Here is a 23,386-nt window from a genome sequence, read left to right as displayed (position 1 = left end):
TCAAGATATCGATGCAATGCGCCCGAGGGGCGCATTGCATGAAAGGGCAGATCAGCCCCACTGTACGGCGAGAATCTCGTAACCCTTGGCGCCGCCCGGTGCGTTGACTTCGATGCTGTCACCGACTTCCTTGCCGATGAGGGCGCGGGCGATGGGCGAGGAAATGGAAATGCGTCCAGCCTTCACATCGGCTTCCTGGTCGCCAACGATCTGATAGATTCTTTCCTCGTCGCTATCCTCGTCGATCAGCTTGACGGTGGCGCCGAACTTGATCTTGGAACCGGACATCTTGGAAAGGTCGATGACTTCCGCGCGTGCGGTCAAGTCTTCGAGTTCAGTGATGCGGCCTTCGTTATGGCTCTGGGCTTCCTTGGCAGCGTGGTATTCGGCATTTTCCGAAAGGTCGCCATGGGCGCGCGCCTCCGCAATTGCCTCGATGATACGGGGACGCTCCTCCTGCTGGCGAAAGCGCAGCTCCTCCTGCAGCTTGATGAATCCACCGTGCGTCATCGGTACTTTTTCTACCATTTTTTTATCCTTCGCAGTCCTGTCGCTTTACTTGCAGACACAAAAAGAAACAGGTTCCGGAGGGGAACTCCGGAACCATGCCAAAATCATAACTAAGCCGACTATATCAGAAGACGACAACGAAATGCCAGCAAATTTGAGACGGGCATTTTCTTGCATTCGTTCAGGGCTTTAACAGATGAGATTGACATTTTTCAATAGAACATATAGTGAACATAACCATGAAGAAGTCAATCAGGCAACGGCTGGCCATTCTTTCCGATGCGGCCAAATACGATGCGTCCTGTGCCTCCAGCGGCACGACGAAACGCAGCTCTGCTGCATCCGGCGGACTTGGCTCCACAGAGGGGTCAGGCATATGCCATGCCTATGCGCCGGACGGGCGCTGCATTTCGCTCCTGAAGATACTGCTCACCAATTTCTGTATCTATGATTGCGCCTATTGCATCAATCGTTCTTCGAGCAATGTCGAGCGGGCGCGGTTTACTGCCGAGGAGGTGGTGTGGCTGACGCTGGAGTTCTATCGGCGCAACTATATCGAGGGGCTGTTTCTCTCTTCCGGCATTATCCGCTCGTCCGATCATACGATGGAAGAGATGGTGCGGGTGGCGCGGGAACTGCGCGTCACGCATGGCTTTCGCGGCTACATCCATCTGAAATCCATTCCCGAAGCATCGCCAAAGCTTATTGAGGAAGCGGGGCTTTACGCCGACCGGCTGTCGATCAACATCGAATTGCCGACTGATAGCGGCGTCAGCCGTTTTGCACCGGAAAAGCAGCCCGCCAATATTCGCCGCTCGATGGCTGATATCCGCCTGAAGATCGAGGAGGCGGGGGAGCCGACTGTCAGGACGCGAAAGACCAAACGTTTTGCGCCTGCCGGACAGAGCACGCAGATGATCGTTGGCGCGGATGGGGCTGATGACAGCACCATTCTGTCCACGAGCGCCCGGCTTTATGGCAGCTATGGTTTGCGGCGCGTCTATTATTCGGCTTTCAGCCCCATTCCGGATTCGTCGAAGAACCTGCCGCTCATCAAGCCGCCTTTGATGCGGGAACACAGGCTTTATCAGGCCGACTGGCTTTATCGTTTTTATGGGTTCGACATTGGTGAAATAACCGCGATCGGCGGTAACGGAATGCTCGATCTCGATATAGATCCGAAGCTTGCCTGGGCGCTGAAAAATCGCGACCGTTTTCCAGTGGACGTGAACGTGGCGGATCGCGAAATATTGCTGCGCGTGCCCGGCTTCGGTACCAAGACGGTCGCCTCGATCCTGTCTTCACGCGGGTTTCGCCGGTTGCGGCTGGAGGATATTGCCCGCTTCGGCGTTTCCCTCAAAAAGGTGAAGGCCTTCATCGTTGCCGAGGGCTGGACGCCGGGCAAGCTGACTGAACGGCCGGATTTGCGAGCGATGTTTGCTCCGCAGCCCGAACAATTATCGCTGCTGTGATGTACGGCCCGGTTCTGGAAGGGCGGGGCGATTTCGGCGAGTGGCGTGATGCGGCGCGCGCGGCTCTCGCCGCCAATGTGCCGCCGGAGGCGATTGACTGGCGGTTGCGGGATGAGAAAGCCGGGCTTCTCGATTTTGCCGGAGAGCCTTTGCCGGCGGCCCGTGCGGATGACGTGCAGGTGTCCGTTCCAGCCTCCTTCGTGACTTTGGCGCAAGCGATTATCTGTCATAGCGATCCGGGTCGTTTCGCACTGCTTTACCGGTTGCTGTGGCGGCTGAAGCGGGATCGCGCCCTGTTGCAGTTCAAGTCCGATGCGGATGTTTCCGAAGCCCGGCAGCTTGAAAAATCGGTCCGTCGCGATTGTCACAAGATGACGGCCTTTGTTCGCTTCAAGGAATTATCCTTGCCGCAGGGGCAGGGTGGGCGGCGGCGCTTCGTCGCATGGTTCGAGCCGGATCACTTCATCGTCGAGCGCACGGCCCCGTTTTTCCAGCGGCGGTTCACGGATATGGACTGGCTGATCGCGACACCCAACGGCTCCGCGCGGTGGGACGGAAACGTGCTGGAGACATCGCGGCAGGCCGCGTCCAAGCCTGAGCTGACGGATGAAACGGACGAGCTGTGGCGAACCTATTATGCCAATATATTCAATCCGGCGCGTCTTAAGATAAAAGCGATGACGGCAGAGATGCCAAAGAAATACTGGAAGAATCTACCGGAAGCCGAACTTATTCCGGGTCTGGTTCTCGGTGCCGAGGCGCGGGTGCTGGAGATGGCGGCAAAGGCTGCGAGCCAGCCGCAACCATTCCATCACCGCCTGCAGGCCGCGGCCTCGGCGCGTGAAGAGCCGCCACCGGCGCCGGACGGTACGCTCGCTTCATTGGCGCGGGAGGCTGGCCAATGCACCCGCTGCGCCCTGCATTGCAAGGCAACGCAGACAGTGTTCGGCATGGGACCTGAAGATGCGAAAGTGATGATCGTCGGGGAACAGCCGGGAGATCACGAGGATCTTGCCGGAAAACCTTTCGTCGGTCCGGCTGGTCAGCTGTTCGACCGGACGTTGGTTGAAACCGGTATTGACCGCAAAAAGCTTTATGTCACCAACGCCGTCAAACACTTCAAATACGAGGCCCGCGGCAAGCGGCGCATCCACCAGCGACCGGATGCGGGCGAGGTGCAGCAATGCCGCTGGTGGCTTAACAAGGAAATCGAGCTGGTACGGCCGAAGCTTATCGTTGCCATGGGTGCAACTGCGCTTTATGCGCTGACGGGCGGAAAGGAAAAGGTCTCCGAGGTTCGGGGTCGCCCGATTCCGATGCAGGAGGAGCGGACGCTTTTTGTCACGGTGCACCCTTCCTATCTTCTTCGCCTTCCCGACTCGCGGCAGAAGGAGGCGGAAATGCAAAATTTCAGGAATGAAATTGATTTTATAAGATTATTCGAATAGACCGTTTTGTGTATTGCTATGTTATATTGGATGATAATCTATGTCTTCATCGATATGATTAAATTTTTGTTTATTGGTTATTTTTATTGAAATTTTATACTTGATACTATAATTCAGCTATTTATATTTATTCATTGCGTGGATGTATGATGCTCGGCGAACTAGATCTTGCAACAGTGATACTGATGCAAAAGTGTTCTTACATTGTTGGAATGCTGAGTTTTATATATCTGAAGCTCACAAATCGTGGTTTGCGCGGCCCGACATCTCTTGCAGCAGGCTTCGCAGCCATGGCTGCCGGCTCCACGCTCGCTGGGTACGGCGAGTGGGGAATAATGTCTCCGGCCTTGTGGCAATTCGGCAGCATCGTCTTCGGTATTGTGGGTTATGCGCTGATCTGGCTTGGCCTGAAAATCCTGAGCGACGGACGTGCTGCCAGCAGGAGGACAGTGTCAACTGTCTGTTTCATTGCCTTGCTGGCAATTGTCCTTGCACAGCAGGTGGCTGACAATAACGCTTATCGTGCGGCCCTGTTCAACGGTTGTGCGGCTCTGGCCTATCTTGCGGGAGCGGGCGGGCTTTTTGCGCGGTGGCGCAAGGAGCCACTCCTGTCCCGCTTCGCGCTGGGCGCGATTTCGGGTATTTCCGGCCTGATTTCGTTGTCGGTGGCAAAGAGCGTGCTTTTGCCCCAATACGCCACCATCGATCTGGTCAATGCGTTTTTCTTGATCATCATGTTGAACTTCGCCATTGCGCTGTTCGTGATGATGCTGGTAGCCGAGCGGTCAGAGCGGAAATTGCTGGTTCTCGCCAACACCGATCCTTTGACGGGCGTCAAGAACCGTCGTTTTTTCTTCCAGGCCATGCCGGCGGTGCCGGGTCCCACCGATGCGGCGATGCTGCTCGATATCGACCACTTCAAATCAATCAACGACCGCTTCGGCCACGCCGTCGGCGACAGCGTTCTTCAGGAAGTGGCGAAGCGTATCGGCGGCAGCATACGCGGTGGTGACGTGCTGGCGCGTTACGGTGGCGAGGAGTTCATCATCTTCCTGCCGGGTGCCGGTGTTCAAAAGGCTTCCATGATCGGAGAACGCATTCGCGATGCGATTGCGATAACCGAAGTCGATTGCGGCGGTTTGCGTGTCGGCGTGACGATCAGCATCGGCGTCGCAACCAGCGGCGACATGCGCTGCGATCTGCAAACCCTGGCGGAAATGGCGGATCGCGCCCTTTACCGCGCCAAGACAGATGGGCGTAATTGCGTGCGAGAAGCGCTGGCGGCGTGAGGTTTCTGAGCTTTTTGTGAGACAATGCAAAACGCCGCAGGCATGACCCGCGGCGTTTCCATGATCTTCGTTGTCGGCTGGTTTTACAGGAAGTAGCTCTGCAAGGGCTTCACTTCGAGGTTGCCGGCTTTCAGCGCCTTGATGGCAAGGGCTGCTGCTTCGGCACCGGCCATCGTGGTGTAGTAGGGCACTTTCTGCATCAGCGTTGCGCGGCGCAGCGACTTCGAGTCGGAGATCGCCTTGTTGCTGTCGGTGGTGTTGATGACCAGCTGTACCTGCCGGTTGCGGATGGCGTCTTCGATATGCGGACGACCTTCCTGCACCTTGTTGATCTTCTCGGCGTTGATGCCCTGTTCAGCAAGGAAACGCTGGGTGCCGCCGGTTGCCAGTACCCTGAAGCCGCTCTCGACCAGAATACGGATTGCGGGCAATACGCGGTCCTTGTCGTCGTCGCGCACCGAGACGAAGACGGTGCCGGAGCGCGGCAGGTCGACGCCGGCGCCGAGCTGGCTCTTGGCGAAGGCGAGTGCGAAATCGGTGTCGAGGCCGATGACTTCGCCGGTCGAGCGCATTTCCGGTCCGAGCAGAATGTCGACGCCGGGGAAGCGGGCGAACGGGAAAACGGCTTCCTTGACGGCGATGTGCTTCAGGTTGCGCGGGTCGGGTTTCTTGCCGTAAGCGGCAATCGCCGCATCAAGCTTCTCGCCGGCCATGACGCGGGCAGCAATCTTGGCGATCGGCGCACCGATGGTTTTTGCAACGAAGGGCACCGTGCGCGAGGCGCGCGGGTTGACTTCGAGAACGTAGATCGTGCCGTCCTTGATCGCGTATTGAACGTTCATCAGGCCACCGACGTTGAGCGCCTTTGCAAGCGCCGTCGTCTGGCGTTCCAATTCGTCGAGCGTTTCCTTGCTCAGCGAACGGGACGGCAGCGAGCAGGCCGAGTCGCCCGAGTGGATACCGGCTTCTTCGATGTGCTCCATGATGCCCGACACGAAGACGCTTTCGCCGTCACACAGTGCATCGACGTCGACTTCGACGGCGTTGGTCAGGTAGCTGTCGAACAGAAGCGGGTTCTTGCCGAGCAGGGTGTTGATCTGGCCGGTCTTGTCGTTCGGGTAACGCTGCTTGATATCCTCGGGCACGAGGCCCGGAACCGTGTCGAGTAGATAGGTCTGCAGCTGGCCTTCCGAATGGATGATCTGCATGGCGCGGCCACCCAGAACATAGGACGGACGCACGACCAGCGGGAAGCCGATTTCCGAAGCGACGAGGCGCGCCTGTTCAACCGAATAGGCAATGCCGTTGTTCGGCTGGGCGAGGTCAAGCTTCATCAGCAGCTTCTGGAAGCGGTCGCGATCTTCGGCAAGGTCGATCATGTCAGGCGCGGTGCCGAGGATCGGGATGCCGTTCTTTTCCAGCGCTTCGGCCAGCTTCAGCGGCGTCTGACCGCCGAACTGCACGATGACGCCGACCAGCTCGCCCTTTTCCTGTTCGGCGCGCATGATTTCGATCACGTCTTCGGCCGTCAGCGGTTCGAAATAGAGGCGGTCGGAGGTGTCGTAGTCGGTCGAAACCGTTTCCGGGTTGCAGTTGATCATGATCGCTTCGAAGCCTGCATCCTTCAGCGCGAAGGCAGCATGGCAGCAGCAATAATCGAACTCGATGCCCTGGCCGATACGGTTCGGACCGCCGCCGAGGATGACGACCTTCTTGCGGTCGGAAACCTGCGCTTCAGAGCGGGCGGCGCCGACGAAGGGGATTTCATAGGTCGAATACATGTAGGCGGTGGGCGAGGCGAATTCTGCCGCGCAGGTATCGATGCGCTTGAAGACCGGGCGAACATTGAGGCTGTTGCGCAGCTCGGCCACTTCCTTCGGGCGCTTGCCCGTTAGAATTGCCAGGCGGGCGTCGGAAAAGCCCATGGCTTTTAGCATGCGCAGGTTCTCTGCGTCCTGCGGGAGGCCTTGCTCACGGACACGGGCTTCCATGTCCACAATTGCCTTGAACTGGGCGATGAACCAGGGGTCGATCTTCGAGTTTTCGTGGACTTCTTCTTCCGTCATTCCCATGCGCAGCGCCTGGGCAACCATGCGCAGGCGATCCGGCGTCGGCGTGCCGATGGCGGCGCGGATGGCGTTCTTGGAGCCTTCGCCCTCTTCAAAGCCGGGGATTTCGATTTCATCGAGACCGGTGAGGCCGGTTTCCATGCCACGCAGCGCCTTCTGCAGCGATTCGGCGAAGGTGCGGCCGATGGCCATGACTTCACCGACCGACTTCATGGCCGTGGTGAGGATCGGCGAGGCGCCCGGGAACTTCTCGAAGGCGAAACGCGGGATCTTGGTGACGACGTAGTCGATCGACGGTTCGAACGATGCAGGCGTCGCGCCGCCGGTGATATCGTTTTCCAGCTCGTCGAGCGTATAGCCGATGGCGAGCTTGGCGGCGATCTTGGCGATCGGGAAGCCGGTCGCCTTGGAGGCGAGAGCGGACGAGCGCGAAACGCGCGGGTTCATTTCGATGACGACGAGGCGGCCGTCTTTCGGGTTGACGGCGAACTGCACGTTCGAGCCGCCGGTTTCCACGCCGATCTCACGCAGCACCGCAATCGAGGCGTTGCGCATGATCTGGTATTCCTTGTCGGTCAGCGTCAGCGCTGGCGCAACGGTGATGGAATCGCCGGTGTGGACGCCCATCGGATCGATGTTTTCGATGGAGCAGATGATGATGCAATTGTCCGCGGTGTCGCGGACCACTTCCATCTCATATTCCTTCCAGCCGAGAACCGATTCTTCGACCAGCACCTCGGTGGTCGGCGAAGCGTCGAGGCCGCCCGAGACAATGTCGAAGAATTCGGAGCGGTTATAGGCAATGCCGCCGCCGGTGCCGCCGAGTGTGAAGGACGGGCGGATGATGGCGGGCAGGCCGACATGGTCGATCGCCTGGGCGGCAATTGCAATCGCGTGCGCCATGTAACGCTGCTTGCGGTCGGTCTCGCCAAGGTTCCACTGGTTTTCCAGATCGTCCAGCGCCTTGTCCAGTTCCGCACCGGAAAGCTTCGCCTTGAGTTCGGCGCGGGCAGCTTCGTGCTTCTTGCGGTCGGCGTCCTTGATTTCGGTGGCGTTGGCCAGCATGGACTTCGGCGTTTCGAGGCCGATGCGGGCCATGGCCTCGCGGAAGAGGGCGCGGTCTTCGGCCATGTCGATGGCTTCGGGCTTGGCGCCGATCATTTCCACATTGTAGCGGTCGAGAACGCCCATGCGCTTCAGGGACAGCGCGGTGTTGAGCGCGGTCTGGCCGCCCATGGTGGGAAGCAGCGCGTCCGGGCGTTCCTTGGCGATGATCTTGGCAACGACTTCCGGGGTGATCGGCTCGACATAGGTTGCGTCGGCAAGGCCCGGATCGGTCATGATTGTGGCCGGGTTGGAGTTGACCAGAATGACCCGGTAACCCTCTTCCTTCAGCGCCTTGCAGGCCTGGGTGCCGGAATAGTCGAATTCACATGCCTGGCCGATGACGATCGGTCCTGCGCCAATGATGAGGATGGACTTGATATCTTGGCGCTTCGGCATGGCTCTCTCGTTCCGCGTTTTGGTTGCGCAAAACACCAGCCAGGGTGAAAGATCACCGGCCGGGGCGCGCAATTCAAAGTTTTCAGGCTAGAAGCGGCTTATAGGCAAATGTTTTTGAGAACGGAACCCCATAAATTCCGGAATCGACAGAAACTCTTAACCCGCCGGTGTATGCGCGGCGAAACGGGCCTGCACCGCCGCGCTATGGGAGCGGCTGACGGGTATTTCCGAGCCGTCTCGTGTAATGACGTGCAGACGGCCAGCCTGTTTACGCAAGGAGACGACGTCGGAAATGGCAATCCAATGGGAACGGTGCACCTGCAAGCCTTCCGTCTGGCCTATTTCTTTCAGCGCATCGGCAAAACGCAGCAGAACGAGCTGATGGCCGCGTGTGGTGACGATTTCGGTATAGTGGTCCTGCACCGACAGCCGCAGCAATTCTCCGCGCTTTTGCGGCGGCAGCCGCTCCAGCAGCGGCGCGGTAGTTTTTGCCTCACCTTTGGCATCTCCATTGGCGTCCGAAACGGCATCCGCGGTCGTTGCGCGTGACTGGCAGGCCGTGAGGTAGCTCAGCAGGCAGAAGATGGCGCAGAGCGGCAGGGCCGACAGGCTGCTTTTCAGAAAGGCGGCGAAACCCATTTCCCTGCCGGAAAAGATTTGGTTCATGATGGAAAGCAGCAGACCTATGGGCAGGGCCGCCGTCAGCGAGCCGATCATCATGCGTGTCAGCATATTTTCAATGCTGCCGGCAAGGATGGTGTTGGCGACGATGGAAAAGGATAGGGCGAACGTCCATGCGCCAGCCTGAACGATTGTCCAGTAAAGCAGCCGGTCGGCGAAACTCATGGTCTCACTTGTCCCGAAAGGCCCGGTCAGAATGAAGATCGCCAATATGGCAAGAAAGGTCAGCCACAGTCTGCGCGATTGCAGGATGGCGTGTATTTCACGAAGCGTGGACTGCAAAGAGAGGTGATCCACGAAGTTTTCCTGCGGTTGACGTCAATGCGTTTTTCTTTCGCGCATGTTTTGCCGAAGTTAGCGGTAATTTCAACCGGGTCAAAACGCTTCATCATGTCACTCCAGCCTTTGCTAGACGCACCGCTTGCCGTGCAATTCCATGTCGCCACCGTTGTTCCGGCCGCGATTCTAGGCGCCTTCATTTTCTTTCGCCGCAAAGGAACCGCCATCCACCGGCTACTCGGCAAGATCTGGGTGACGCTGATGGTCATGACGTCCGTTTCGACCTTCTTCATCCATGAACTGAGGATGTTTTACGGTTTCAGCCCGATCCATCTTTTATCGCTTTTCACCATATATGGCTGTCTGCAATCGGTACTTTTCGCGCGCAGGGGCGAAATCAGGCGCCATATGAGGATCATGCAGAGTGTTTATCTCGGCGGTATCGTCATCGCAGGCGGTTTCACCTTCGTTCCGGGGCGTATCATGCATGAGGTTGCTTTCGGTGACAGTCAGCCGGGTCTTGTGGTGCTTTTCGCGGGCGTGTTCGTGTTTGCCCTGCTGTCTCTGACCGTCTTCAGGCAAAGGCGGCGAGCCTCCTGAACGAATGCGCCCACCTCCGCTTTCTTCCGGAACAAGATGTATTATAGTGCCGTTATAAGGTTGCCTGTTGAGGCGACGTTTGCGGAGAGAAAAGCATGGAATGGAGAGGGCGCCGCCAGTCGGACAATATCGAGGATCGGCGCGGCATGTCGGCGGGATCGGGGCCATCCGGCAACGATCCTTTTTCGCGTGGCGGAATGCGCGTGCCGATCGGACGCCGCGGCGGCGGCATCGGCATTGGCGGTCTTCTGCTGATCCTGCTGATCAGCTGGGTGCTCGGCATCAATCCGCTGACGCTGCTTTCGGGCGGTGACATTTCACTGGATGGCGGCGGTACCACGCAGCAATCCGGCCAGCAGGCGGGCACTCGGGCCGCAAGGCCAATCGTCCGACGAGACGACGGCTTTCGTGCGTACCGTGCTGGCTGAGACCGAAGATACCTGGAGCGGCATTTTCCAATCCGCCGGCGAGACGTATCAGAAACCGACCCTTGTGCTGTTTTCCGGGCAGGTTGCGTCTGCCTGCGGTTCTGCTTCGGCGGCCAGTGGTCCGTTCTATTGCCCTGGTGACCGCAAGGTCTATCTCGACACCAGTTTCTTCAGTGAACTAGACAAGCGTTTCGGCGCGTCTGGCGATTTCGCGCAGGCTTACGTGATTGCGCATGAGGTAGGTCACCACGTCCAGAACCTGACCGGTGTCCTGCCGGAGTTCAACCGCCGCCGCCAGTCCATGAGCCAGGTGGACGCCAACAAGATGTCGGTGCGTGTGGAGCTTCAGGCCGATTGTTATGCCGGTATCTGGGGCAAGTTCACCGAACAGAAGGGCATTCTGGAAACCGGTGACCTTGAGGAAGCGCTCAACGCCGCTCACCAGATCGGCGACGACACCCTGCAGAAGCAGACTCAGGGATATGTGGTGCCTGACAGTTTCAACCACGGCACATCGGCGCAGCGCATGGAGTGGTTCAAGCGCGGCTTCCAGAACGGTCGCGTCGAGGATTGCGACACCTTCTCGGCGAATATCTGAGAATTAAATGAACGAGGGGGCTTTTCAGCCCCCTTTTTATTCAGCGCATCAACAGCGCCACGGCATACATGCCAAGCGCGAAGATCGTATGGGCAACGAGGTTGAGAAAGCGAACCTTGTTCGGGTTCGGTGTCTTCGATGCCGCCCAGCCGATGCCGAGGCCAGGTTGCAGCAGGAACCAGCCCGCGCCGACCGTGACGATGCCCACGATCCAAGGCTGAATGAAGGAAGGCTCTGAAAACCACGAGGCCGGTACTATCAGGGCGAGAATGATGCCGTAGAGAATGCCGACGGCATAATGCGAGACCCAGCCGAGCGCCAGTTCATGCTCGTAAGGTGCGGCCGTCGCGATAGTATCGTGGAATATCCGGCCCTTCGGCACATGCCAGAACCAGCGGCCGACCGGTGCCCAGTTCGGGGCGGACTGGCCGAAAAACCGGTGCAGCACAATCGCCCATATATCCATAAACACGGTGCCACCCACCCCCATGGCAATACCGCGCCAAATCAAATCCAGCATAGATCCCTCCGCAAATCATGATCGATCAAGCTCTAGCTGATCGTGTGAGTGGCGTGAACAGGGTTTTTCGTGTGCTGGGGGCGGACAAGAAAAGTGGCCGGATTGCTCCGGCCACAATCAAGACTGAAACGTCTCCTCCGTCATGCCGGACTGGATCCGGGGTAACGGTGCGATGGTCTCACCAGTGAGCTATTCTCGCTCTACGCAGCACGCCCATATTCAGCCTGCCGCCGTGTTGCCGTGGCGAGCTGGAACTGCGCAAGCAATTCGTTGAGCGCCGCCGCTTCCGAGGCGAGGCCGTGACTTGCCGCAGTCTGTTCTTCGACCATGGCGGCATTCTGCTGGGTGCCCTGATCGATGGTGTTGATGGCGGTGTTGATTTCCTGAAGTCCGGTGGACTGTTCGCGCGACGACGTTACGATGGCGTCGATGTGGCGGTTGATCTCCTGGACTTCGCGGACGATGGTTTCCAGCGCCTTGCCGGCATTGCCGACGAGATCGACACCGGATTGCACCTGCGATGTTGAGGCGTTGATCAGCGTCTTGATCTCCTTCGCGGCATTTGCAGAGCGCTGGGCAAGCTCGCGCACTTCCTGTGCGACGACGGCAAAACCCTTGCCTGCCTCACCGGCGCGGGCGGCTTCCACACCGGCATTCAGCGCAAGCAGGTTCGTCTGGAAGGCGATTTCGTCGATCACGCCAATGATGTTGCTGATCTCCGACGACGATTTTTCGATGCCTTCCATGGCGCGAACAGCGTCCTCGACGATGATGCCGGACTGCTCGGCATTGTTGCGCGTGCGGTCGACCAGACGGCCTACCTCTTCGGCACGGCGGGCGGAATCCTTGACCGTCGTCGTTATTTCCTCAAGCGCTGCCGCAGTCTCCTCGACAGAGGCTGCCTGCTGCTCGGTGCGCTTGGCCAGATCGTCGGCAGACTGGCGGATTTCTCCAGCACCGGCATCGATTGCGCGTGCATTCTGGCCGACTGTGCTCAAGGCAACGTTCAGCTTGGCGACGGAGTTGTTGAAGTCGTCGCGCAAGCGGTCGATGCGGGTCACGAAAGGCGTCTCGATCCGGTAGTTGAGGTCGCCGTTCGATAGGTGCGTCAGTCCCTTTGCCAGCGAATCGACTGCGAACTGGATGTCGGCGGCGTCTTTCGCCGCCAGTCTCTCGCGGTCGTTGCGCTCCTGTTCGGAAAGTGTGCGGTTCTGTTCGGCGTCGCCTTCAAGACGCAGACGTTCCGTGGCGTTCGATTTGAATACGGCAACCGCCGCAGCCATCGAGCCGATCTGGTCGCTGCGCTCCTGGCCTGGAATGGCGACATCGAGATTGCCGGCGGCAAGCCCTTCCATGGCAGCAGTCATCTGCGTGACGGGGCGAACAATGAAACGGCTGAGAACGGTTGCCAGCAGGGCGATCATGATCGCAGCGGCAAGGATCGTCGCGATGGTTGCCGCGAGGCGAAATTGGCCGATCGCGCTGTAGGCGACGTCGGAATCGACAACGAAACCAAGATACCAATCGACCGAGGGCAGACCGGCGACGGGAATGAAGCTGGTGATCTTGCCCTTGCCGTCGATCTCGGTTTGCGAAATCGCGGAAGAAATTGCCGGTGTATCAACCTTGAAGAGATCGGTCAGCGGCTTGTCGACGAATTTCGCATCGGGATGCATGAGGATCTTGCCGTCCTTGCTGACGAGGAAGGCGTATCCGTCCTTGCCCGCATCCACCGACTTGATCATCGTTACCAGCGAATCCAGCGAGAAGTCGCTACCCGTCACGCCGGCCAGCTTGCCGTTGATGGACACGGGAATGGCGGCAGTGATGATAAGGCCGCCGGTCGACGCATCGCTATAGGGCTCGGTCAGTACTGGCTTGCCGGCCTTGACGGCGTCCAGATACCAGGGGCGCTTGCGCGGGTCATAGCCTTCCGGCAATGGCAATTTCGGGAAAGTCGTGAAACTGCCGCTTTCGGCATTGCCGAAATAGGTGGACATGAACTGAGCCGTCAACACGTCGTTCTGGAGGAACTGCAGCTTGGCGTCGTCATCTGGGAGCTTGGCGAGCGTCTTCGCAACCGTTTCGGTCAGCATGATGCGGCCGTTCAGCCAGTTGGCAATGCTTTGCGCTGCCTGCTTGCCGGACGAATCGATATTTTCCGCCACGGCTTCCGTTGTCACCTGGTGCTGAAGACTGTCGATATAGAAGGAAAAGCCGGCAAAAGCGGCGACGACAAGCGATGACGCCGCAAACAGAATGCGCGTCATGAGATTGGTTTTTTTGGGCAAGCTACACGTCCTTGGAACCAGATGTGCCCATTCGGCTCATCTTGGAAAATAATGGGAAAGACATGCCTCAATGGCGGGAATATTCTGCGTCATGCAGCTTATGGTTTGAAAGAACTTCGCGATATTCTAATGCGTAAAGTGAAATGGTAAAATTCGGCTAAATTTGTTTTATGTCACGCCGTTTCGGCCAAAGTGGATGTAAAATTGCCGTTCTGCGTAAATTTTGATCATTGATCGGCAAAGGTTGCGTGCAGCAAGGGAATATTTTATTCATCACCTGCTGCCATTGCGCAATTCGCGGGCAATGGCCAAAATTCAGGTGAATTACAATGTCTTCGTCGGTTGTTGCAGAAACCGTTCCCTCCGGATCGGGGTCGTGGCTTTCGCATTTCAAGGCTACGCTTGCGCTTGGAATTCCGCTTGTCGGTGCGCAGCTCGCGCAGCTTGGCATCCACACTACAGATATGGTCATCGTCGGTCAGCTCGGCGCTGAGAAGCTGGCGGCCATGGTGCTGGCCGGGCAGTTCTTCTTCGTTGTCTTCATTTTCGGCTCGGGATTTTCCGTGGCCGTGGTGCCAATGGTAGCGCAGGCTTACGGGCAGGGCGATGCGACGGCTGCCCGCCGCTCGCTGCGCATGGGCATGTGGGTGGCAATCGCGTACTGGATTCTCGCCTTGCCGATATTCTTCAATGCCGAGCGTATTCTGGTCTATCTCGGGCAAAACCCCGAAGTTGCGGCGCTGACCGGCCATTATCTCGCCATCGCCAAGTTCGGCCTTTTGCCGGCGCTGCTTTTTTACGTACTGCGCGGGCTTGTCAGTGCCATCGGCCGTGCGGGCATCATTCTGTATGTCACCATCATCATGCTGGTGATGAACGGTTTGATGGCCTATGCGCTGGTCTTCGGCCATTTCGGATTGCCGGTGATGGGCATGAACGGCGCGGCCGTCGTTGCCGTCATCGTCAATGCCTTCAGCTTCGTCTTCATCGTCGCTTATGTGCAGACGCGTGAGGAAACCAGGAAATACGAGCTGTTCGTGCGCTTCTGGCGGCCGGACTGGCATGCGCTGTTCGAAGTGTTGCGCCTCGGCCTGCCGATCAGCATCACCATCCTTGCCGAAGTGACGCTGTTTGCGGCCGCTTCGATCCTGATGGGACAGATTGGCACGGTGCAGCTTGCGGCGCATGGCATCGCCCTGCAACTTGCCTCCATCGCTTTCATGATCCCGCTCGGCCTGTCGCAGGCGGCGACCGTGAGGGTCGGTGTCGCGTTCGGTCAGAGTGATTTCAGGAACCTCGTGCGCGCCGCCATCATGGTTTACGCGATTGCCTGCGGCATTGCAGTTTGCGGCGGCATCCTGTTTGCGGCTGTTCCGGAATTTCTGGCGAAGTGGTTTCTTGACGCGAAGTTGCCGGAAGCGGCGGAAGTGCTTGCCTATGCCAGCAGCCTCGTTGTGATCGCCGGCATCTTCCAGCTGGTCGATGGTATTCAGGCCGTGACAGCAGGCTTGCTGCGCGGATTGAAGGATGCGCGCATTCCGGCGATGCTGGCGCTGATTTCCTATTGGCCGATCGGGCTGGCGCTGGCCTGGACCATGGCCTTTCCGCTCGGCTTTGGCGGACGTGGCGTCTGGTTCGGTTTCGTGATCGGCCTTTCGACGGCGGCCGTTCTCCTGACTATACGTTTCGTCATTCTGGTGAAGCGTGAAATGAAAACGGCCCGCTGAAAGCGGGCCGTATATTTTTCCTGATTTCCCGAAGATGTCTCAGCGCTCGGCGAGCGCTGCCTCACCTTGTCTCTCGCGCAGCAGGTTGACGAAGCGGCGGAAGAGATAGTGGCTGTCCTGCGGGCCGGGCGATGCTTCCGGATGGTGCTGGACGGAGAAGACCGGCTTGCCGACGATGCGCAGGCCGCAATTGGTGCCGTCGAACAGCGACGTGTGGGTTTCTTCGACGCCATCAGGCAGCGACTTGGCGTCAACCGCAAAACCGTGGTTCATGGACACGATTTCCACCTTGCCGGTGGTGAAATCCTTGACCGGATGGTTGGCGCCGTGGTGGCCCTGATGCATCTTTTCAGTCTTGGCGCCGACGGCCAGGCCAAGCATCTGGTGGCCGAGGCAGATGCCGAAGATCGGCAGGTCGCTATTGATGAGGTTCTGAATGACCGGTACGGCATATTCGCCTGTCGCGGCCGGGTCTCCCGGACCGTTGGAAAGGAACACGCCATCCGGCTTCAGTGCCAGAATGTCTTCGGCGGACGTCTGGGCCGGAACCACCGTGACCTTGCAGTCGAGACCGGCGAAGAGGCGCAGGATGTTGCGCTTGACGCCGAAATCCACGCAGACGACATGGTACTTTGCATCGGCTTCACTCAGCGTGCCGTAACCCTCGTTCCATACCCAAGGCGTTTCCGTCCAGGTGGAGGATTGGCCGGATGTGGCTTCGATGGCGAGGTCGAGGCCGACGAGACCGCTCCATGCCTTGGCTTCCGCCTTCAGCGCCTCGATGTCGAACACGCCGTTCGGATCATGGGCGATTACCGCGTTCGGTGCGCCGTTTTCGCGGATCCATGCCGTCAGCGCGCGCGTGTCGATGCCGCAAAGGCCGATGACGCCGCGGGCTTTCAGCCAGGCATCCAGATGTTTGGCGGCGCGGAAGTTCGAAGGGTCGGTGATGTCGGCCTTGAAGATGACGCCGACTGCGCCGCGGCGGGCGGCAGGCGTCAGGTCTTCGATGTCTTCCTCATTGGTGCCGACATTGCCGATGTGCGGGAAGGTGAAGGTGACGATCTGGCCGAGATAGGACGGATCGGTCAGGATTTCTTCGTAACCGGTCAGCGCGGTGTTGAAGCAGACTTCGGCCTGTACCTTGCCGGTTGCGCCGATGCCCGTTCCCTCGATCACTGTGCCATCGGCAAGAACAAGCATTGCGGTCGGTTTGCGGGTAGTCCAGGGCGCTGTCTCGGTCATCTCGTTCCGTTTCTGCCGCTTCGCACCCCGCCTCTTGAAAGGCAGGGGGAGAGGGGCCATTTTTTGTCGCAGGCTTCGTGACATAAAGGGGCGCGCGAAAAACTCGCGTTTTGACCCTTCGTTAAAATCTCGTGCAGGTGCCGGAAAATAACGAAAGCTGCTTAAACGGTCAACCGCAGGCTCAAGATTTACGCGGAATTAAACCTTCGCACATTCAAGGGCTTATGTATTTGATTTGCTTGAGCGGGTTTGCTCGGTTATGTCGTTTCGAAAAATAAGGTGGAAAGTTTCCGTGTCGAGAAGCTGCGGAATGGACTTTCCCAAGGAGAAGAAGAAATGATGCGCGACACGTTCGCTAATACTCTGAAAGACGCGCTGAAGGCTCGTGACGCCCGGCGTACATCGACCGTGCGTCTCATCCAGGCGGCCATCAAGGATCGCGATATTGCCAATCGCGGCGTGGGCAAGGACCCCGTCACCGACGACGAGATCATGCAGATCCTGACCAAGATGGTGAAGCAGCGGGAAGAGTCCGCCAGCATCTATGATGGCGCCGGCCGCGCCGAGCTTGCCGCTCAGGAGCGCGAGGAAATCGTCATCATCAAGGAATTCATGCCGGAAGAAATTCCGGCCGAAAAGGTGCGCGAATTGTGCCAGGCGGTCATCAGCGAAACCGGCGCCTCTGGCCTGCGTGACATGGGCAAATGCATGAATGCGCTCAAGGAGCGTTATCCCGGCCAGATCGACTTCGCGAAAGCCTCCGGCGTCGTCAAGGATTTGCTGAAGTAGGTTTCGTCCGTTCGGAAAAAGTAAAGGCAGGGCAGCCATGGCTGCCCTGCCTTTTTGCTGCCGACGAAGGCGCATTTCGGCGGATCAAAATGCGGTCACGCGCAGGCGTTTTTCGGGGGACGTGCCTGCGGGCGTCAGCAGCTTTATGCGAATGTCCGGGCGCTGCCTTTGAATATGTTTTATACCTCGGCGACGGTTGGCTCAAATTACAAAAACATAATTTTTTGTGATGATGCGCTGCCATAAATTTGCCCGAAGCGGGCGACAGCGGCGATGCGGTTTTAGTGCGATGGCCTGTGAATATCGGGTATTCCGGTTCTTTGGGTTTGGTACTTACCCCTTTCTGCGCTTATATGAAAGACTGGCCTCGAACAGGTAACCCATGCGCTTTTCCAATTCTTTTCTCGATGAGATACGCGACCGCGTGAACATCTCCGATGTGATCGGCCGACGTGTGTCCTGGGATAAGAAGAAGACCAATACGCCGCGGGGCGATTATTGGGCCTGCTGCCCGTTCCATGGCGAAAAAAGCCCGAGTTTTCATTGCGAGGATCGCAAGGGGCGATACCATTGTTTCGGTTGCGGTGTTTCCGGCGATCATTTCCGGTTTCTCACCGATCTCGAGGGGTTGAGTTTCCCCGAAGCCGTTCAGCAGATCGCCGACATGGCCGGCATCTCCATGCCGCAGCCCGATCCGCAGGCTGAGAAGCGGGAGCGCGAGCGCACCTCGTTGCAGGACGTCATGGAAATGGCGACGCTGTTCTTTCAGGATCAGTTGCAGACCGCGCTAGGTGCGCGGGCGCGGGCTTACCTGCGCGATCGCGGACTGACTGGGCGCACCATCGAGACATTCAGGCTCGGTTTTGCGCCAGATAGCCGCAATGCGCTGAAGGAGCATCTGGCGAGCAAGGGTGTGGCGCGCGAACAGATGGAAGCCTGCGGGCTGGTGGTGCATGAAAACGTGCCGGTTTCCTATGACCGCTTCCGCGACCGCATCATGTTCCCGATCCTGTCGTCGCGCGAAAAGGTGATCGCTTTCGGCGGCCGCGCTATGGCGGCGGATGCGGTGGCCAAATATCTGAACTCCAACGAGACCGAGCTTTTTCACAAGGGCAATGTTCTCTACAATTTCGCCCGCGCGCGGCGTGCCTCGCAGGCTTCCGGCGGCACCGTCATTGCCGTCGAAGGTTATATGGATGTCATTGCGCTTTATCAGGCGGGTGTCGAAAATGCTGTCGCCCCGCTCGGCACGGCGCTGACGGAAAGCCAGCTTGATCTCCTGTGGAAAATGTCGCCGCAGCCGATCCTCTGCTTTGATGGCGACGGCGCCGGTATTCGTGCCGCCAACCGTGCAGCCGATCTCGCCTTGCCGCATATCAAGCCGGATCGTTCGGTCAGCTTTGCGCTTTTGCCCGACGGAAAAGACCCTGATGATCTCGTGCGGCTGGAGGGGCGTGCGCCTTTTGACCGTGTGCTTTCCGAGGCAAAACCGCTCGCCGCGATGATCTGGAGCCGCGAGACGTCGTCGGTGACTTTCGATACGCCTGAAAAGCGTGCCCAGCTTGAAAGCCGGCTGCGGCAGATCGTTGCCGTGATCGGCGACGAGGCGGTGCGGCGTTTTTACCAGCAGGATATGCGCGACAGGCTGAATGCCTTTTTCCAGCCGCGTTTTCAGCAGGGCGGTTCGCAGGGTGGAAATTTCCGCCGCGATGGCCAGCATGGCAATGGGCGCGGGTTCCAGCGGAACGCTTCCGGACGGGGTGGAGCCATGGCCGCGCCGGCCAGCAACATTTCCGACCGGCTTACCCAATCGGGTCTGGTCAGGGGGCACCAGACCAAGCCTTCACTTCGCGAAAGCGTTCTCGCCATCACAATCGTCAACCATCCCGAACTGCTGCTTGAGGAATATGACGAGATCGCCGCGATCGATTACGAGAACCGCGATCTGCAACGCCTGTGGTCGACTGTGCTGACCTTTGCTGCGGAAAGTGCCGCCGAGATTTCGCGGGCAGGGCTGATCGAGCGCCTGTCGCAGCAGGGTTTCGAGGTGCTTTTGAAAACCATGGACCAGCAGGTGCGCAATGCGCGTCTGTGGACGGCCACGGAACAGGCGGCGCTGGAAGATGCGCGTGAGGGATACGTGCAGGCGCTTTCCCTGCACAAGAGGACGAAATCCCTGCTCTGGCAGAAGCGCGAGCTGGAACGGGAAATCGGCGAGGCGACGGACGACGAACGCGGCACGCTTCTGGTGCGGGCGCTGGCCGAAGTTCAGCTGGAAATCGGCCGAATGGAAAATCAGGAAGCGATCATCGATGGTTTCGGCGTCATGTCCGGCCGGGTAAAGGGTCCGGCTGTCGGCCATGGCTGAGGACTGCGGCCAAGAATAGAAAGACGTGTGGGGTTGCCTTTTGCTGCAAGCGCCCTAAATAGGGGGTAGTCTGGTGATAACTCGCAAAATGCGGCCTTTTTTATGAATTTCCGTGGCTGTCTCGCCCTCAAAGGCTTGACGGGACGGGAAATAGCGGGAATCACCAATTCAGGAATAGTAAGGTGGAATGAGCCTTGGCGGATAGAAATTGCATGAGCAAGCATTTTCGGGTGCACTGTCTTTGCATTCTGCCTGAGGCTGCCGTGGTTAATCGGCAATTAAAGATCACTCCGTTAGGTGTCTGACAGTGATTCGCTGTTATCAGCCGGATGCTCTCAAGGCGAACGGCGATGCGGCGGAACAGGTGTTAGCGTCAGGGAAAGCGACGAGATAGATGGCAACCAAAGTCAAAGAAAACGAAGAAGCAGAAAACGAACGCGACGGTGCGACGGACGGTCCGCTTCTCGATCTTTCGGATGACGCGGTCAAAAAGATGATCAAGGCCGCCAAGAAGCGCGGCTATGTGACGATGGACGAGCTGAATTCCGTCCTGCCGTCCGAAGAAGTGACGTCCGAGCAGATCGAAGACACGATGGCGATGCTGTCCGATATGGGCATCAACGTTATCGAGGACGAGGATGCCGAGGAAGCACCGGGCGAAGCCGAAAGCGACGATTCCGATAACGAAGAGTCCGAAGGCGGCGAACTGGCACCTTCCGGCGGTACCGCGCTTGCGACCGCGAAGAAAAAAGAACCGACCGACCGTACCGACGATCCTGTGCGCATGTATCTGCGCGAAATGGGTTCCGTAGAGCTTCTGTCGCGCGAAGGCGAAATCGCCATCGCCAAGCGCATCGAGGCCGGCCGCGAAACGATGATCTCCGGCCTTTGCGAAAGCCCGTTGACGTTCCAGGCGCTGATCATCTGGCGCGACGAACTCAACGAAGGCACGACGCTTCTGCGCGAGATCATCGATCTCGAAACCACCTATTCCGGCCCGGAGGCCAAGGCTGCCCCGCAGTTCCAGAGCCCGGAAAAGATCGAGGCGGACCGCAAGGCCGCCGAAGAGAAGGAAAAGACCCGCAGACTGCGTGCGCCCTCCGGTGACGAGGATGTGACTGACGTGGGTGGCGATGGCCTGCCGCCGGAAGAGGAAGAAGAGGACGACGACGAGTCCAACCTTTCGCTTGCCGCGATGGAAGCCGAGCTGCGTCCGCAGGTCATGGAAACGCTCGACACCATTGCCGACACCTACAAGAAGCTGCGCAAGCTTCAGGACCAGCAGGTCGAGGCTCGCCTTGCCTGCACGGGAACCCTGTCCTCCGGTCAGGAGCGCCGCTACAAGGACCTCAAGGACCAGTTGATCACGGCTGTGAAGTCGCTGTCGCTGAACCAGAACCGTGTCGACAGCCTTGTCGAGCAGCTTTACGATATTTCCAAGCGTCTGATGCAGAACGAAGGCCGGCTGCTGCGCCTTGCCGAATCCTATGGCGTCAAGCGCGACAGCTTCCTCGAGCAGTATCACGGTGCGGAACTCGATCCGAACTGGATGAAGTCGATTGCCAATCTGGCCGCCCGCGGCTGGAAGGAATTCGCCCGCGAGGAAAGCAACACGATCCGCGAGATCCGTCAGGAAATCCAGAATCTGTCGACGGAAACCGGTATTTCCATCGCCGAATTCCGCCGTATCGTTTCCATGGTGCAGAAGGGTGAGCGCGAAGCGCGTATCGCCAAGAAGGAGATGGTCGAGGCCAACCTGCGTCTCGTGATCTCCATCGCCAAGAAATACACCAACCGCGGCCTGCAGTTCCTTGATCTCATTCAGGAAGGCAATATTGGCCTGATGAAGGCGGTGGACAAGTTCGAATATCGCCGTGGTTACAAGTTCTCGACCTATGCGACATGGTGGATCAGACAGGCGATCACCCGTTCGATCGCCGACCAGGCGCGCACGATCCGTATTCCGGTGCACATGATCGAGACGATCAACAAGATCGTTCGCACCTCGCGCCAGATGCTGCACGAGATCGGCCGCGAGCCGACCCCGGAAGAGCTGGCGGAAAAGCTGGCCATGCCGCTTGAAAAGGTGCGCAAGGTTCTGAAAATCGCCAAGGAGCCGATTTCGCTCGAAACCCCTGTGGGTGACGAAGAGGATTCGCATCTCGGCGACTTCATCGAGGACAAGAACGCGCTGCTGCCGATCGACGCCGCCATTCAGGCCAACTTGCGCGAGACGACGACCCGCGTTCTCGCCTCGCTGACGCCGCGTGAAGAACGTGTTCTGCGCATGCGTTTCGGCATCGGCATGAACACCGACCATACGCTGGAAGAAGTCGGCCAGCAGTTCTCGGTCACGCGCGAACGTATTCGTCAGATCGAGGCGAAGGCACTGCGCAAGCTGAAGCATCCGAGCCGCTCCAGAAAGCTCAGAAGCTTCCTCGACAGCTAAGCCTTTGCCTGCATTAAAATTGAACCCGGTCAGTCACCTCTGGCCGGGTTTTTTGTTTCCCGCACTGGCGATCTCTGCGACAAGCCTTATGTGTGAAAACAAAGCATTCCGCTTTTTCGGAAATGCTCAGGTTCGATATGGCTCGATGACATGCAACAGGTTTCGGCAAGCAGATGGCGAGGGAAGGGATGGGCGGTGCCCGTCTCCGTGTTGCTGCATCTGGCCGTGGTCGCGATCTTTCTTTTCGAACTGCCCGAACGCATAGCCGAACCGCAGGAGCCGGAAAGCATCAGCGTCGATCTGGTGCCGCCGCCTGAGGAAAAGAAGCCGGAAGAAGCCAAGCCTCCCGCCGCCGAGCAGGCAAAGCAAGAAAAGCCGCAGCCTCCACCGCCGCCGCCCGCTCCGCCGGCAGAGGAGCCGAAACCTTCGCCGCCCTTGCAGGCGACGCTGCCGGCGATCGCCATGCGGCCGGAGGAGACGCAGGCGGATCCCGAGGACAAGCCAGGTAAGGCGGAGGAAGCGGACAAGACCGAGCCTTCCAAGGAGCCTGAAAGCCAGCCTGAAAAGACGGCTGAGGACAAGCCCACGCCATCTGCCGCCAACGGCGATCTCAAGGCGTCCGCCGAACAGGGAGAAATTGCGGTTTCACCCGTCAAGCAAGAGGCTGAGCTGGAAAAGGCGCCTGTGCCGCAGGAGAAACCGGCTGACGAAAAACCTGCCGAGGTGGCAAAGGAGAAGCCCGCGAAACTTCCGGCCGCCAAAAGTCTATTGTCTTCGTCGCTGCTTTCTCCGGCCCAAAGACGCCAGATGTTTGGTGATCTGCCGCCCCGCCGCCGCATTGTTCAGCTTTGCAGCACGGAGGCTCTGGCGCAAATTCAGGGCGCGGGTTTTGCCGCCCGTGGCATGATACCCTATTCGGACACGGGCGGGAGGATATCGGGGAATTCGATTGATGCTTCCGGCGGCGCATTCAACACCGGCAATAGCTGGCACGATGTGTCTTTTCAGTGCGAAGTCGATCTGGATAACTACGCCGTGACGGCCTTCCGGTTTAAGATTGGGAACGCCTTAACACCGGATGAGGCCAAAAAGCGGGGCTTCACCCGATTTCAATGAAGAC

Annotated in this window: 15 protein-coding genes and 1 pseudogene; 10 read left to right on the top strand and 6 right to left on the bottom strand. The window is 58.6% G+C overall.

Going from position 1 to position 23,386, the window contains the following annotated elements:
- Window positions 1-51: 51 nt before the first annotated feature.
- Window positions 52-528, bottom strand: coding sequence for a transcription elongation factor GreA (gene greA / locus CRO62_RS14045; RefSeq protein ID WP_003513396.1), 477 nt, complete (start codon window positions 526-528; stop codon window positions 52-54).
- A gap of 221 nt (window positions 529-749) precedes the next feature.
- On the opposite strand from greA, the gene CRO62_RS14040 reads away from it, so the two are divergent.
- From CRO62_RS14040 to CRO62_RS14030, 3 genes are all read left to right on the top strand, one after another.
- The gene (locus CRO62_RS14040; RefSeq protein ID WP_097100638.1) at window positions 750-1,982 is read left to right on the top strand and encodes a putative DNA modification/repair radical SAM protein; all 1,233 of its coding nucleotides are present in this window, start codon (window positions 750-752) and stop codon (window positions 1,980-1,982) included.
- Window positions 1,982-3,430 (top strand): UdgX family uracil-DNA binding protein, encoded by a 1,449-nt coding sequence (locus CRO62_RS14035; protein ID WP_097100637.1) that lies wholly within the window; start codon window positions 1,982-1,984, stop codon window positions 3,428-3,430. The genes CRO62_RS14040 and CRO62_RS14035 overlap by 1 nt, the downstream gene beginning before the upstream one ends.
- A gap of 149 nt (window positions 3,431-3,579) precedes the next feature.
- The gene (locus tag CRO62_RS14030) at window positions 3,580-4,719 is read left to right on the top strand and encodes a GGDEF domain-containing protein (RefSeq protein WP_097103004.1); all 1,140 of its coding nucleotides are present in this window, start codon (window positions 3,580-3,582) and stop codon (window positions 4,717-4,719) included.
- A gap of 83 nt (window positions 4,720-4,802) precedes the next feature.
- On the opposite strand, the gene carB is transcribed toward CRO62_RS14030, so the two are convergent.
- A complete protein-coding gene (gene carB / locus CRO62_RS14025; protein WP_097103002.1) occupies window positions 4,803-8,291 on the bottom strand; it encodes a carbamoyl-phosphate synthase large subunit in 3,489 nt (1,162 codons plus the stop codon).
- A 156-nt stretch (window positions 8,292-8,447) separates the two neighbouring features.
- The gene (locus CRO62_RS14020) at window positions 8,448-9,269 is read right to left on the bottom strand and encodes a LytTR family DNA-binding domain-containing protein (protein ID WP_179784525.1); all 822 of its coding nucleotides are present in this window, start codon (window positions 9,267-9,269) and stop codon (window positions 8,448-8,450) included.
- Window positions 9,270-9,362: 93 nt separating this feature from the next.
- On the opposite strand from CRO62_RS14020, the gene CRO62_RS14015 reads away from it, so the two are divergent.
- Window positions 9,363-9,851, top strand: coding sequence for a DUF2306 domain-containing protein (locus CRO62_RS14015; RefSeq protein ID WP_097100636.1), 489 nt, complete (start codon window positions 9,363-9,365; stop codon window positions 9,849-9,851).
- A 95-nt stretch (window positions 9,852-9,946) separates the two neighbouring features.
- Window positions 9,947-10,877 (top strand): annotated as a pseudogene (locus CRO62_RS14010) (neutral zinc metallopeptidase).
- 40 nt (window positions 10,878-10,917) lie between these two features.
- Here the strand turns inward: CRO62_RS14010 and CRO62_RS14005 are convergent.
- Window positions 10,918-11,397 (bottom strand): DUF2938 domain-containing protein, encoded by a 480-nt coding sequence (locus CRO62_RS14005; RefSeq protein WP_038491718.1) that lies wholly within the window; start codon window positions 11,395-11,397, stop codon window positions 10,918-10,920.
- A 200-nt stretch (window positions 11,398-11,597) separates the two neighbouring features.
- Window positions 11,598-13,688 (bottom strand): methyl-accepting chemotaxis protein, encoded by a 2,091-nt coding sequence (locus tag CRO62_RS14000; RefSeq protein ID WP_097100635.1) that lies wholly within the window; start codon window positions 13,686-13,688, stop codon window positions 11,598-11,600.
- 329 nt (window positions 13,689-14,017) lie between these two features.
- On the opposite strand from CRO62_RS14000, the gene CRO62_RS13995 reads away from it, so the two are divergent.
- Window positions 14,018-15,415, top strand: a complete 1,398-nt coding sequence (locus CRO62_RS13995) for an MATE family efflux transporter (protein ID WP_097100634.1) — start codon at window positions 14,018-14,020, stop codon at window positions 15,413-15,415.
- Between the two features lie 39 nt (window positions 15,416-15,454).
- On the opposite strand, the gene carA is transcribed toward CRO62_RS13995, so the two are convergent.
- The gene (carA, locus tag CRO62_RS13990) at window positions 15,455-16,660 is read right to left on the bottom strand and encodes a glutamine-hydrolyzing carbamoyl-phosphate synthase small subunit (protein ID WP_035198637.1); all 1,206 of its coding nucleotides are present in this window, start codon (window positions 16,658-16,660) and stop codon (window positions 15,455-15,457) included.
- 339 nt (window positions 16,661-16,999) lie between these two features.
- On the opposite strand from carA, the gene CRO62_RS13985 reads away from it, so the two are divergent.
- The 4 genes from CRO62_RS13985 (at window position 17,000) to CRO62_RS13965 (ending at window position 23,382) form a co-directional block, all read left to right on the top strand.
- On the top strand, window positions 17,000-17,449 hold the full coding sequence (locus tag CRO62_RS13985) for a GatB/YqeY domain-containing protein (protein WP_026330775.1): 450 nt from the start codon (window positions 17,000-17,002) through the stop codon (window positions 17,447-17,449).
- Window positions 17,450-17,831: 382 nt separating this feature from the next.
- The gene (dnaG, locus tag CRO62_RS13975) at window positions 17,832-19,817 is read left to right on the top strand and encodes a DNA primase (RefSeq protein WP_097100632.1); all 1,986 of its coding nucleotides are present in this window, start codon (window positions 17,832-17,834) and stop codon (window positions 19,815-19,817) included.
- Between the two features lie 394 nt (window positions 19,818-20,211).
- Complete coding sequence (gene rpoD, locus CRO62_RS13970; protein ID WP_003513359.1) at window positions 20,212-22,266, top strand: RNA polymerase sigma factor RpoD; 2,055 nt, start codon at window positions 20,212-20,214, stop codon at window positions 22,264-22,266.
- A 195-nt stretch (window positions 22,267-22,461) separates the two neighbouring features.
- The gene (locus CRO62_RS13965) at window positions 22,462-23,382 is read left to right on the top strand and encodes a DUF930 domain-containing protein (protein ID WP_179784524.1); all 921 of its coding nucleotides are present in this window, start codon (window positions 22,462-22,464) and stop codon (window positions 23,380-23,382) included.
- The last annotated feature ends 4 nt before the right edge of the window (window positions 23,383-23,386 follow it).

Source organism: Rhizobium sp. AN6A (assembly GCF_900215635.1).
Taxonomy (GTDB): Bacteria; Pseudomonadota; Alphaproteobacteria; order Rhizobiales; family Rhizobiaceae; genus Agrobacterium; species Agrobacterium tumefaciens.
The sequence above is the reverse complement of the archived record's forward strand: the minus strand, read 5'-3'. Positions and strand labels throughout refer to the sequence as shown.